At 69.0% G+C, this 12,269-nt stretch carries 12 protein-coding genes and 1 pseudogene; 11 read left to right on the top strand and 2 right to left on the bottom strand.

The window, feature by feature from the left end:
• Positions 1-55 precede the first annotated feature (55 nt).
• The 7 genes and pseudogenes from dapA (at position 56) to ACWPN3_RS01120 (ending at position 5,237) form a co-directional block, all read left to right on the top strand.
• Positions 56-949 carry a 4-hydroxy-tetrahydrodipicolinate synthase gene (dapA, locus tag ACWPN3_RS01150; RefSeq protein ID WP_109446850.1) on the top strand — a complete coding sequence of 298 codons (894 nt, stop codon included), beginning with the start codon at positions 56-58 and terminating at the stop codon, positions 947-949.
• Between the two features lie 47 nt (positions 950-996).
• Positions 997-1,824 (top strand): ABC transporter substrate-binding protein, encoded by an 828-nt coding sequence (locus ACWPN3_RS01145; RefSeq protein ID WP_492242256.1) that lies wholly within the window; start codon positions 997-999, stop codon positions 1,822-1,824.
• A 77-nt stretch (positions 1,825-1,901) separates the two neighbouring features.
• Positions 1,902-2,597 (top strand): amino acid ABC transporter permease, encoded by a 696-nt coding sequence (locus tag ACWPN3_RS01140; RefSeq protein ID WP_098737327.1) that lies wholly within the window; start codon positions 1,902-1,904, stop codon positions 2,595-2,597.
• An 83-nt stretch (positions 2,598-2,680) separates the two neighbouring features.
• Positions 2,681-2,839, top strand: a pseudogene (locus ACWPN3_RS01135) (GntR family transcriptional regulator); the annotation flags it as partial.
• A gap of 45 nt (positions 2,840-2,884) precedes the next feature.
• Positions 2,885-3,301, top strand: a complete 417-nt coding sequence (locus ACWPN3_RS01130; RefSeq protein ID WP_492261127.1) for an FCD domain-containing protein — start codon at positions 2,885-2,887, stop codon at positions 3,299-3,301.
• A gap of 46 nt (positions 3,302-3,347) precedes the next feature.
• On the top strand, positions 3,348-4,772 hold the full coding sequence (gene hydA, locus ACWPN3_RS01125; protein ID WP_492261005.1) for a dihydropyrimidinase: 1,425 nt from the start codon (positions 3,348-3,350) through the stop codon (positions 4,770-4,772).
• A 48-nt stretch (positions 4,773-4,820) separates the two neighbouring features.
• Entirely contained in the window at positions 4,821-5,237 is a 417-nt protein-coding gene (locus tag ACWPN3_RS01120) for a DUF3830 family protein (RefSeq protein WP_042700347.1), read from the top strand.
• 108 nt (positions 5,238-5,345) lie between these two features.
• On the opposite strand, the gene ACWPN3_RS01115 is transcribed toward ACWPN3_RS01120, so the two are convergent.
• Together ACWPN3_RS01115 and creD are read right to left on the bottom strand one after the other, a co-directional pair.
• Positions 5,346-6,662, bottom strand: coding sequence for a glycoside hydrolase family 3 N-terminal domain-containing protein (locus tag ACWPN3_RS01115; RefSeq protein ID WP_492242259.1), 1,317 nt, complete (start codon positions 6,660-6,662; stop codon positions 5,346-5,348).
• Positions 6,659-7,942, bottom strand: a complete 1,284-nt coding sequence (gene creD, locus ACWPN3_RS01110; RefSeq protein ID WP_492242260.1) for a cell envelope integrity protein CreD — start codon at positions 7,940-7,942, stop codon at positions 6,659-6,661. The genes ACWPN3_RS01115 and creD overlap by 4 nt, the downstream gene beginning before the upstream one ends.
• Before the next feature lie 209 nt (positions 7,943-8,151).
• On the opposite strand from creD, the gene ACWPN3_RS01105 reads away from it, so the two are divergent.
• The 4 genes from ACWPN3_RS01105 (at position 8,152) to ACWPN3_RS01090 (ending at position 12,236) form a co-directional block, all read left to right on the top strand.
• On the top strand, positions 8,152-8,844 hold the full coding sequence (locus ACWPN3_RS01105; RefSeq protein ID WP_492242261.1) for a response regulator: 693 nt from the start codon (positions 8,152-8,154) through the stop codon (positions 8,842-8,844).
• 355 nt (positions 8,845-9,199) lie between these two features.
• Positions 9,200-10,465, top strand: coding sequence for a sensor histidine kinase (locus tag ACWPN3_RS01100; protein WP_492242262.1), 1,266 nt, complete (start codon positions 9,200-9,202; stop codon positions 10,463-10,465).
• Positions 10,466-10,551: 86 nt separating this feature from the next.
• Positions 10,552-11,478 (top strand): ABC transporter ATP-binding protein, encoded by a 927-nt coding sequence (locus ACWPN3_RS01095; protein ID WP_492261004.1) that lies wholly within the window; start codon positions 10,552-10,554, stop codon positions 11,476-11,478.
• The gene (locus ACWPN3_RS01090; protein ID WP_109446834.1) at positions 11,475-12,236 is read left to right on the top strand and encodes an ABC transporter permease; all 762 of its coding nucleotides are present in this window, start codon (positions 11,475-11,477) and stop codon (positions 12,234-12,236) included. The genes ACWPN3_RS01095 and ACWPN3_RS01090 overlap by 4 nt, the downstream gene beginning before the upstream one ends.
• Positions 12,237-12,269 lie beyond the last annotated feature (33 nt).

Genomic DNA, 12,269 nt, shown 5'->3' with positions numbered 1-12,269 from the left:
TATACGAGTAGTATTTAGGCAAGGTCAAAAATTAGGCAGGAGCTTGGGGGAACCCATGACGGCATTGCGCGGCACCTACACGGTCCTCATCACCCCCTTCACCGCCGACGGCGGCGCTGTGGACGTTCCGGCCTTGAAGAAGCTGGTGAACTGGCAGATCGAGCAGGGCATCCACGGGCTGATCCCGCTCGGCAGCACCGGCGAGTTCCTGTCGATGACGCCGGAGGAGCGGGCGCAGGTCATCGAAATCTGCGTGACCGAGGCGGCGGGCCGCGTGCCCGTGCTGATCGGCACCGGCGCCGAATGGACGCGCGACGCCGTCGCGCTGGCCAAGGAAGCGGAAAGCATGGGCGCCGACGGGGTGATGGTGATCCCGCCCTATTACAGCTCGCCGACACCCGACGAACTGTTCGAGCATTACCGCCGCATCGGCGAGGCGATCTCGCTGCCGGTGATGATCTACAACAACCCGGCGACCGCCAACGTCGACCTCACCCCGCCCATCGTCGCGCGGCTCAGCGAGATCGACAACGTCCTCTACATCAAGGAATCGACGCTGGAGGTGACGCGGGTCCGCGACATCATCGAGCTGTGCGGCGACCGCATGACGGTGTTCGCCGGCATTCTCGGCTATGAATCCTTCTGGCTCGGCGCCCAGGGCTGGGTCGCCGTCTGCTCCAACCTGATCCCGCGCGATTCGGCCCGCCTGTTCGAGCTGGTGGCCGACCATGGCGACAAGGAGCAGGCGCTGGCGCTCTACAAGAAGATGCTGCCCATCGTCCGCTGGGTCGGCGGCCACCGCTACGTCGCCGCCTCCAAGACCGGGCTCGGCATGATGGGGCTGCCGGTCGGCGACCCCCGCGCACCGCGCCTGCCGCTGCCGGAGGCCGACGCCCTGGCCCTGCGCGCCGATCTGGCGGCCTACGGCCTGATCGACTCCCTCGCCTGACCGCTTCGCCCGCATCCGAGATCCGAACACGAGAAAAGGGGTTTACGATGACCATTCGCACGCTGCTGATCGCCGCCGGCCTGACCCTGTTCGCCCTCCCCGCTGCTGCCCAGACCGCCTGCAAGCCGGCAGTCGCCGATTCCGAGCTGGTCAAGCCCGGCACGCTGGTGATGTCGACCAACCCGACCCTGCCGCCGATGCAGTTCGTCGACAGCAGCGGCCAGCTGAAGGGCATGCGCATCACGCTGGGCAACGAGATCGCCAAGCGCCTGTGCCTGACGCCGGAATATGTCCGCATCGAGTTCTCGGCGATGATCCCCGGCCTCCAGGCCGGCCGCTGGGACCTGATCAACACCGGCATCTTCTGGACCGAGGAACGGGCCAAGATGATGCCGATGATCAATTATGAATCGCAGGCGATCAGCATTTCGGTGACCAAGGGCAACCCGCTGAAGATCGCCAAGCCGGAGGATTTGTCGGGCCGTCCGGTCGGTGTCGAGCTGGGCGGCTTCGAGGAGCGCAAGCTGCGCGAACTCGACAAGATGGTCGTCGCCAAGGGGTTGAAGCCCATCGAGATCAAGACCTTCGACAATTTCGCCACCGCCTATCAGGCGCTGCGCGCCGGCCAGACCGAGGCGTCGGTGGCTATCGACCCGACGGCGGCGGAATACGCCAAGCGCGGCGATTTCGAGCGCGCCCTGCACGGCCTGTTCCCGACCCCGGTCGCCCTGGCGATGAAGAGCAAGACGCTGAGCGAGGCCGTGGTCGGCGTCCTCAACGACATGCAGAAGGACGGTTCGTACAAGAAGCTGATGGACGAGTACGGCCTGCTGCCCAACGACGGCGCCTTCAAGGTCAACGGCCCCGGCATGTGAGACGCATAACGCGGGCGGCGGCAGGGACCCGTTCCCGCCGCCGCCCGCGCATCGGACAAGAGTGAAAGGGTGAGGGAATGACCAGCGGCTGGAACTGGGACGGTTTCTTCGAGTACCTGTTCAACGGGTATCTGTTCAGCGGAGCGATCACCACCCTGTGGCTGACGCTGGCGGGCATCGCCGGCGGCCTCGTGCTCGGCTGCGTGCTGGCGCTGCTGCGGCTGTCGCCCTATCGCTGGGTCGCACGGGTGGCGCAGACCTACATCTGGGTGTTCCGCGGCACCCCGCTGCTGGTCCAGCTCATCATCATCTACACCGGCCTGCCGCAGATCGGCATCAAGCTGTCGGTGACGGAATCGGCGCTGATCGGCCTGATCCTCAACGAGGCCGCCTATCTGGCCGAGATCATCCGCGGCGGCATCCTCGGCGTCGCCGCCGGGCAGAGCAATGCCGGCCGGGCGCTCGGCCTGAATTCGGCCCAGGTGATGGCCTATATCGTGCTGCCGCAGGCCGTCCGCATCATCATTCCGGCGCTGGGCAACAGCGTGAACGGGCTGCTGAAGACGACCTCGGTGACCTCCGTCATCTCGATGGAGGAGCTGCTGCGCAGCACCCAGCTGCTCATCCAGGAGCGCTTCATGGTGCTGGAGCTGTTCACGGTCGCCGCGCTCTATTACCTGCTGATGACCTCGCTGTGGGACATCGTCCAGCGCCGCATCGAGCGTCATTTCGGCCGCGCCTACCGCAACATCGCCATCGTCGACGGCCAGTGAAGGGCGCTCTGCCATGAGTTCCTCCCCTCCCCCCGGCCCTCCCGCCATCCTCCCGGACCGCCAACCTCGGCGACCGCGCCTTCGCGCACCTGCGCGAGCTGATCCTCAGCCGCGAGATCCCCGGCGGTGCCGAGGTGCCGGAGGGGCGGCTGGCCGAGCGGCTGAACGTGTCGCGCACGCCGATGCGCGAGGCGCTGGTCCGGCTGGTCGGCGAGGGGCTGCTGGAGCGCACCAGCGAGCGCAGCTACCGCGTCCGCATCGTCTCGGCCCGCGAGTTCTTCGAGTGCATGCAGATGCGCGAGCTGCTGGAGTGCCACGCCATCGAAACCGCGGTGCCGCTGGTCGGCGACGCCGATCTGGCCGAGCTGCGGCACGGGCTCGAGGCGCTGGAGGACGGCGAGGACGACATGCAGCACTGGCTCTACGACAACCATTTCCACAGCTTCTTCGCCCGCGTCAGCGGCAACGCGACGCTGGCCGAGACCATCACGCGCATGCGGGTGGTCGCCCGGCTGTTCCGCATCTCCAGCAGTTTCCACCGCAAGGGCGAGATCGACACGGAGCACCGGGCGGTGCTGGACGCGGTGGAGCGGCGCGACGCCGCCGCCGCCAAGGCCGCCATGCTGGCGCATCTGCGCAACCTCCAGGATGACGCCCGCCGCGCCATCGCCACAGAGGCCAATCCGGGCGGCTATTTCCTCTAATCCCGGCAACCGCAAGACCCGTCCTTCGGGACCGAGGGAGAGTTCCATGCCGCAGTTCGACACCGTAATCCGCAACGGCACGCTGGCCACCGCGTCCGACGTGTTCGCCGCCGACCTCGGCGTGATCGGCGGCCGCATCGCCGCCATCGGCGCCGGGCTGGGGCCGGGCACCCGCGAGATCGACGCGACCGGTAAACTCGTGATGCCCGGCGGCGTCGACGGCCATTGCCACCTCGACCAGCCGACCAGCGACGGCTCGCAGTCGGCCGACGATTTCGAGACCGGCACCCGCTCGGCGGCCTGCGGCGGCACCACGACGGTCATCCCCTTCGCCTGCCAGTTCAAGGGCCAGTCGCTGCGCGACGCGGTGACCGACTACCACCGCCGGGCCGACGGCAAGGCGGTGATCGACTATGCCTTCCACCTCATCGTCAGCGACCCGACCGACCAGCTGCTCGGCCAGGATCTGCCGGCGCTGATCCGGGACGGCTACACGTCGTTCAAGATCTACATGACCTACGACGACATGAAGCTGAACGACCGGCAGGTGCTGGAGCTGCTCAGCGTCGCCCGGCGCGACGGCGCCATGGCGATGATCCATGCCGAGAATGCCGACTTCATCGGCTGGCTGACCGACAAGCTGCTCGCCGCCGGCCACACGGCACCGCGCTACCACGCCGATTCCCGACCGATGCTGGTGGAGCGCGAGGCGACCCACCGCGCCATCGCCATGGCCGAGCTGGCCGACGTGCCGATCCTGATCGTCCATGTCTCCGGCCGCGAGGCCATCGAGCAGATCCACTGGGCGCAGGGCCGCGGCATGCGCATCTACGCCGAGACCTGCCCGCAATACATGGTGCTGACCGAGCATGACCTGCACGGCCACGGCATGGAGGGGGCCAAGTGCATCTGCTCTCCCCCGCCGCGCGACAAGGCCAACCAGGCGGCGGTCTGGGACGCGCTGGCCGGCGGCACCTTCCACATCGTCTCGTCCGACCATGCGCCCTTCCGCTACCAGGATCCCAAGGGCAAGATGCTGCACGGCGCCGACACGCCCTTCAACTGGATCCCCAACGGCGTGCCGGGCATCGAGACGCGGCTGCCGATCCTGTTCTCGGAGGGGGTGAAGAAGGGCCGCATCAGCCTCCAGCGCTTCGTCGAGCTGTCCTCGACCAACCCGGCCAAGATGTACGGCCTGCACCCGCGCAAGGGCAGCCTCGCCATCGGTGCCGACGCCGACATCGTCATCTACGACCCGGACCGCAAGGTCACCATCACCAACGCCATGCTGCACCACAATGTCGACTACACCCCCTACGAGGGGCTGGAGGTGACCGGCTGGCCGGAGACCGTGCTGTCGCGCGGCGAGGTGGTGGTGGAGAAGGGCGCCTGCGTGGCGCAGCCCGGCCGCGGCGCCTTCCTGCACTGCGACACCCCGGATCTGGCGCGGCCGAAGGTCGGCGCCGCCTGAAAAGACGATTGCCCATTTTTTGAATTTTAGACGCGAGGATCATCCAGCATGGACGCCCTGACCATCACCGCCGGCCCCTTCACCTTCGGGGCCCGTTTCGAGACGGCCGCCGCGCCGAAGACCTGCGCCAAATTCCGCAGCCTGCTGCCCTACGAGGGCCAGATCGTCCATGTCCGCTGGAGCGGCGAAGGCGTCTGGATTCCGCTGGGCGACACCGATTTCGGCCTCGGCTACGAGAACCACACCAGCCACCCGGCGCCGGGCCAGATCATCCTCTATCCCGGCGGCATCAGCGAGACCGAGATCCTGCTGGCCTATGGCGGCGTCCAGTTCTCCAGCAAGATGGGCCAGCTCGCCGGCAACCATTTCATCACCATCACCGACGGGCTGGAGAACCTGGCGGAACTCGGCAAGCGCACCCTGTGGCAGGGCGCGCAGCCGATCCGCTTCGAACTGGCGCGCTGACGCGGCAGAGGGCATTGGCGCCGCGGGGCCTGCCTCGGCCCCGCCGCCAGGGATGCGCCTGCCGCGAACAAGCTCCAAGCTCCCCAGTGAGAACCCCGCCGATTCCCTTTACCGGCCCAGTGCGAGATCACGGCTCATCGGTCCGGACTGTCCGGAGCCTTCCAGGCGACTGCCGCTCGCCGCCAGCATGGCCCGATCCAGCCGGTCCTGCTTCCCGGCGTCCATGGCGCAGGCCATGGCCCGGTAGAACTGGCTGCCGTCGAGCGCGAACAGCAGAAGATCGACCCCGGCGTTGAGCGCCTCGACGACGGCCCGGCACAGACCGTACTGATAGACCGGCGTCATGACCATGTCGTCGGTGACGATCAGCCCGTCGAACCCCCAATCCCGGCGGATCACCCCGTCGATCAGCAGACGCGAGTGGGAGGCCGGCCGGTCGGGATCGACGGCCGCCACGATGGCGTGGCCGACCATCAGAAGGGTCTGCGGATCGCCGGCCAGCACGCGGCGGAAGGGCAACCAGTCGGTCGCCTCCAGCACCTCGCGCGGTTCGCCGATGACGGCGCGGAAATGGTGGGTGTCGCTTTGCGCCCGGCCCAGCCCGGGGAAATGCTTCGCCGTCGGCCGGACGCCGCCGTCGGTGACGCCCCTGGCATAGGCCGCGGCGACCTCGGCCACCACCTCCGGATCGTCGGAGATCGCCCGCTGAGAGATGAGGCTGTGGAAATCCAGCGGATCGGGCGGACGGTCGCGCCGCAGGTCGAGGACCGGCGCGAGGTTGACGGTCACGCCGATCGATTGCAGGTCCCGCCCATGCGCCTGCCCGAGCGCGCGGGCGGCGGCCCGGCGCTCCTCGGCGGGCAGGCCGGCCAGCGACGCCGGGGCCGGGCGATGCGGCAGCCAGGGCGACAGCCGGGACACGATGCCGCCCTCCTGGTCGGCGGCCACCACCAGCGGCGGCAGCCCGGCCCGCCGCCGGATCTCCTGCAAATGGCCGATCTCGTCGCGCAGTTCCTCGGCCGACCGTCCGGCCAGATTGTGCCGGGACACGAACACCCCGCCGATCAGTCCGCGCGCCGCCAGCGCCTCGACCTCCGCGACCCGCCGGTAGCCGACGATGAAGTGCCGCCCCAGCCCGGCCGCCAGCGGCTCCTGCATCGCCAGGACATGCGCCTTGCGGATCTGGAACACCGCCTCCGCCCCCACCGTGCAGAGCGGCACCGCCAGCCAGAGCAGTACCAGCGCCGGCCGCCCGCCGACGCCCTTCCGCAGCGGGGGCCGCCGCAGGACCAGCAGGCCGCACAGCCCGGCCGCCGCAATCACGGGCAGCGACCAGCCCTTGACCGGGGTCAGGTAGGGATCGTGGATGTTGGCGCCGGCAAGAGCCAGCAGCAGGCCGCCGACCCACCAGACGAAAGCCCTCACGACTCATCTCCCTGCCAGTCCACGCGCTGGGTGACGGCCATGACCGCCGACAGGACCAGGAACAGGGCAACCGTCCCCACCAGCAGGGAGTAGTTTTCCAGCCCGATGAGGAGGTGGAGGAAGGCGAACAGGCCCGCCAGCGCCACCGCGAAGACCAGGGTCGGACCGGCGCGCCGGGTGACCGCCGCGGTGTAGGCCGTCGCCTGGACCAGGACGAGCGCCGCGCTGATCCAATAGCCGGCGACATAGCCGAACGGTTCGGCGAAGGACACCAGCAGCAGGGAGAACAGCGTCATCGACAGCCCGAGCAGGCCATACTGGACGATGTGGATGCGCACGCTGGAGAGAAGCTCGAACAGCGCATAGACCGTGAAGGACAGCACGACGAAGAGACTGGCGTATTTCGAGGCACGGTTGATCATGCGGTAGGTGGGAACCGCCTCCAGCAGCTCGACGCCGACCGAGGGGAGATACTGGGCTTCGGCGGAGTCCAGCAGCGCCGCGTCGGACCGGAGCGGCGGCCTGGAATAGTCGGAGACGGTCCACCGCGCCTCGAAGCCATCGGCGGTCACCGTCGGGTCGGACGGCAGCACGGTGCCGACGAAGCTCGGCGTCGGCCACGGCGCCCTGATGGCCGCCGTCGCCTGCCGGCCGTCCAGGGTCTGGTGGAAGGCCCCGGTGCCGCGCAGGGTCACCGTCGCCTGGAACTTCATCTCCACGCTTGCCGCGGGGGCAGCCGCCATCGTCGGACGGGCGGCGAGCGCGGCGCCCCAGCAATCCTCGGCGCGGGCGACCAGCTCCTGGCAGCCGCGCCAGGGGATGGTCTCCCCGTTCCAGACCACGCGGTCCTCGGCCGTCATGCCGGCCAGCCCCGACAGCTGGAGCAGGAAGACGCTGTCCTGCCAGGAGATGGAGCCGCCGCGCCCGACCAGCTTCTCCAGGCTGGACGCGGACGGGACCGCGAAGCTGCCGGTCATCTCCAGCGCCGCGGTATAGACGGTCGCGGAGAACAGGCCGCGCCTCTTGCGCTCGGGCGCCAGGGCCGCCTGCGTCGCCAGGGTCGCCGGCGCGATCTTCAGGTAACCGCGGGTCTTGCCGTCGGCGGCGAGATAGGGCACCGCCAGCACCGGCGTCCGCACGGTCTGCTCGGGACTCCAGCTCCGCGCCAGCTCCTCCTGCATCTCGGCCTGCCGGTCGGAGCGTTCGCCGATGATCCCGGAGACCGGCAGGCCGGCGATGAGGGTCACCACCAGAAGCAGGACGATCTGCAGGAACTTCACGGACCGGCGGTTCCGGCGCGCGGGTGGGGAAGCAGGCGCGGGACTGGGTGGGGAATCAGGCGGCACGGTCATTCGGACACTCCACGAGGGGAAGGGAGACAGGCCCCCAGCGTGGCGTCCCGGCATGCCGCGGCGATGACGCGGTTGTGCAGCCGGGAAGGAATCTCCGTGCAGAACTTGTGCAGATTATCGGATAGGCTTGCGCTGCCATGACCAAGATCCTGCTGATCGACGACGATCCCCACATCCGCGACATCGTCCGCTTCGCCCTGAACCGGGAGGGCTTCGCCGTGGTCGAGGCCGGGGATGGCGTCCGGGGGCTGGCGCTGGCCCACGCGGACTCTCCCGACCTGATCCTGCTCGACATCGGCATGCCGGAGATGGACGGCACCGAGGTCTGCCGCCGGCTGCGCCGGGAGAGCCGGGTCCCCATCATCTTCCTGTCGTCGCGCGACGACGAGATCGACCGGATTCTCGGCCTCGAACTGGGGGGCGACGATTACGTCACCAAGCCCTTCTCGCCGCGCGAGCTGACGGCGAGGGTCAAGGCGGTGCTGCGCCGGATGGTCCCGCCGGAGCCGCCGGCTCCCGAGGCTCCGGCACCGGTCCTCCGCCACAACCGCCTGCGCCTGGACCTCGACGGCGTGCGCGCCTTCTGGGACGAGACGGAGGTGGTGCTGACCGCCACCGAGTTCGGCCTGCTGCGCACCCTCGCCGACCGGCCGGGCAAGGTGTTCAGCCGCGACGCGCTGATGGACGGCGCCTACGCCACCGAACGCTATGTCGCCGACCGCACGGTGGACAGCCACATCCGCCGGGTCCGGGCCAAATTCCAGGCGGTCGGCGGCGCTCCGGTCGAGACCGTGCATGGGCTGGGCTACAAGCTGTCGGACTGCCGATGAGGTCGCCTTTCGGGAGGTCGCCATCCGCGCGGCGGCCGTCCATCGGAACCGTTCTGCTGGTCATGACGGTGGCGGCGCTGGTGCTGCCGCTGAGCGGCCTGTGGATCCTGCGTCTCTACGAAAGCGCCCTGATCCGCCAGACCGAATCAGAACTGATCGCCCAGGCCGGGGTGGTGGCGGCCTTCTACCGCGACGCCTGGCGCCGCGCCGGCGGACAGGCGGAGGCGCTCGGCCCCTCGGTCGATCCGGCCTGGACACGCCCGCCGGGCTTCGATCCGCCCTGGACGCCGCGGTTCGCCAGCCTCGACCTTGCCGAGGATCCGATCCTTCCCCCGCCCCCGATCCGGTCCCGGCGATGGCGAGCGACCCGTCCGCCGCCATTGCCGGAGCGACGCTCGGCCCGATCCTGCGCGAGGCGCAGCGCATCACCCTGGCCGGCATGCGGATCACCGACCGCCGGGGCGTGGTCGTCGCCAGCACCGGCGAGGAGATGGGCCTGTCCCTGGAACGGCAGGACGAGGTCCGCCGCGCCCTGGCCGGCGAGGCCGCCAGCGTCCTGCGCGAACGCACAAGTCACGACAGGGTGAGCTACCGGTCCGGGTCGGACAGCCCGGCCGTGCCGGACCGCAGCCGGTCGGTGCGGGTCTTCACCGCCCAGCCGGTGCTCGACGACGGGCGCGTCGTCGGCGTGGTGGTGGTGTCGCGCACGCCGCGCAGCATCGCCGACACCCTCTACGGCAAGCGCTGGCACCTCGCCGGGCTGGCGGTGCTGCTGCTGGTGTCGGTGGGGGTGCTGGCGCGGCTGGGGACGGTCGCCATCGCCCGCCCGCTGCGCGCGGTCACGGGCTTGGCGAAGCGCACGGCGGACGGCGAACGGGGCGTGATGGTCCCGCTGCCCCGCCCGGTGGTGCGCGAGGTCGCCGAACTGTCGGACGCGCTGACCCGGATGGCCAGCACGCTGGAGGAGCGGGCCGACTATATCCGCGACTTCGCCGCCCATGTCTCGCACGAGTTCAAGACGCCGCTGACGACCATCCGCGGCACCGTCGAGCTGCTGCGCGACCATATGGACAGCATGCCGGCCGAAGACCGCGACCGCTTCCTCGCCAACATGGACGCCGAGGCCGGACGGCTGTCCCGCCTCGTCCGCCGCCTGCTGGAGCTGGCCCGTGCCGACGTGATGGCCGTGACCGACGCCGCGGTGACCGACGCCGTGCCGGTCGCCGCCCGTCTGGCCGAACGTCATGGCGCGGACGCGTCGCTGCCGGCCTCGCTGCCGGTCGCCATCGGGCAGGACTCCCTGGAAAGCGTCCTGGCGAACCTGATCGAAAATGCGAGACACCATGCCGGCGCCGACGCGCGGGTGACCGTCACCCTGCGGGCCGAGGGCGGGCGGGCGATCCTGCGGGTTGCCGACGACGGGCCGGGCATCTCGCCGGCCAATGCCGACCGCGTCTTCGTCCCCTTCTTCACCACCGCGCGCGACCGCAGCGGCACCGGTCTCGGCCTTACCATCGCGCGGGGGCTGGTGGAGGCCCATGGCGGAAGCATCGCCCTGCTGCCGTCGGACCGCGGCGCGCTGTTCGAGGTCGCCCTGCGCCGGGTCCTACCACGCAGGTAAAATTCCGCCGGGCGCCGCGGAGCGCTATGGTGGCCCCGCCCTGGTGGCGTCCGCAGCCGGGAATTGGCCCCAAGCCGAGGAAAGATATGCAGCCTATAATTGAGATTCGTGGGTTGGAGAAGACCTACGCATCCGGCTTCCAGGCCCTGAAAGGAGTCGATCTCGACATCCGGCGCGGCGAGATCCTGGCGCTGCTCGGTCCCAACGGCGCCGGCAAGACGACGCTGATCAGCATCGTCTGCGGCATCGTCCGGGCGACGTCGGGCAGCGTGACGGTGGACGGCCACGACATCCGGCGCGACTGGCGCGCCGCGCGGTCGCTGATCGGCCTGGTCCCCCAGGAGCTGACGACCAAATCGTTCGAGAGCGTCTGGGCGACCGTCAGCTTCAGCCGGGGCCTGTTCGGCAAGCCGCCCAACCCCGCGGTGATCGAGCGGATCCTGAAGGATTTGTCCCTGTGGGACAAGAAGGACACCAAGGTCATGGCACTGTCCGGCGGCATGAAGCGGCGCGTGCTGATCGCGAAGGCGCTGTCGCACGAGCCGCGCATCCTGTTCCTGGACGAGCCGACCGCCGGCGTGGATGTGGAGCTTCGCCGCGGCATGTGGGAGATGATCGGTCGCCTGCGCGACAGCGGCGTCACCATCATCCTGACCACCCACTATATCGAGGAGGCGGAGGAGATGGCCGACAGCATCGGCGTGATCTCCGGCGGCCGGATCGTCCTGGTGGAGGAAAAGGCCGCCTTGATGCAGAAGCTGGGGAAGCGGCAGCTGACCCTGCAATTGCAGAGCCCCCTGGGCGCCATCCCGGCCGAACTCGCCGACTATCCCCTGACCCTGTCGGAGGGCGGGCGGGAGCTGGTCTACAGCTTCGACACGCAGCAGGAGCGCACCGGCATCGCCGGGCTTCTCCGCAAGCTGGGCGACCACGGCATCACCTATACGAACCTGCGCACCGAAGAAAGCTCCCTGGAGGAGATCTTCGTCAATCTGGTGAGGGAGCGGGCATGAACCTTCATGCGATCAAGGCCATCTATCTCTTCGAGCTGGCCCGCACCTGGCGCACGCTGGCGCAGAGCATCGCCGGCCCGGTGATCTCCACCTCGCTGTATTTCGTCGTCTTCGGGGCGGCGATCGGCGGGCGTTTCGCATCGATCGAGGGCGTCAGCTACGGCGCGTTCCTCGTCCCCGGCCTCGTCATGATGTCGGTGCTGACGGAAAGCGTGTCGAACGCGTCCTTCGGCATCTACATGCCGCGCTATTCCGGCACGATCTACGAGCTGCTGTCGGCCCCCGTCTCCGCCTTAGAGACGGTGATCGGCTATGTCGGCGCGGCGGCGACCAAGTCCCTCATCCTTGGAACGCTGATCCTGCTGACGGCGCGGCTGTTCGTGGATTTCTCCATCGCCCACCCGGTCTGGATGGTCGCCTTCCTCGTGCTGACATCGGTGACCTTCAGCCTGCTCGGCTTCATTCTGGGCATCTGGGCCGACGGCTGGGAAAAGCTGCAGATCGTGCCGATGCTGATCGTGACGCCGCTCGCCTTCCTGGGCGGGAGCTTCTATTCGATCAACATGCTGCCGCCGTTCTGGCAGACGGTCACCCTGTTCAATCCGGTCGTCTATCTGGTCAGCGGCTTCCGCTGGAGCTTCTACGGCGCCGCCGACATGCCCGTCGGATTGAGCCTCGGCATGACCGCCCTGTTGCTGGCGATCTGCCTTGCCGTCGTATGGTGGATTTTCCGCACGGGCTACAAGCTGAAGAACTGACCGGCCACCGGCGTCGCCCAGAGCAGTCAAGGA

This window comes from Azospirillum sp. UENF 111221 (assembly GCF_058780625.1).
This window is presented reverse-complemented; position numbering and strand designations above follow the sequence as displayed.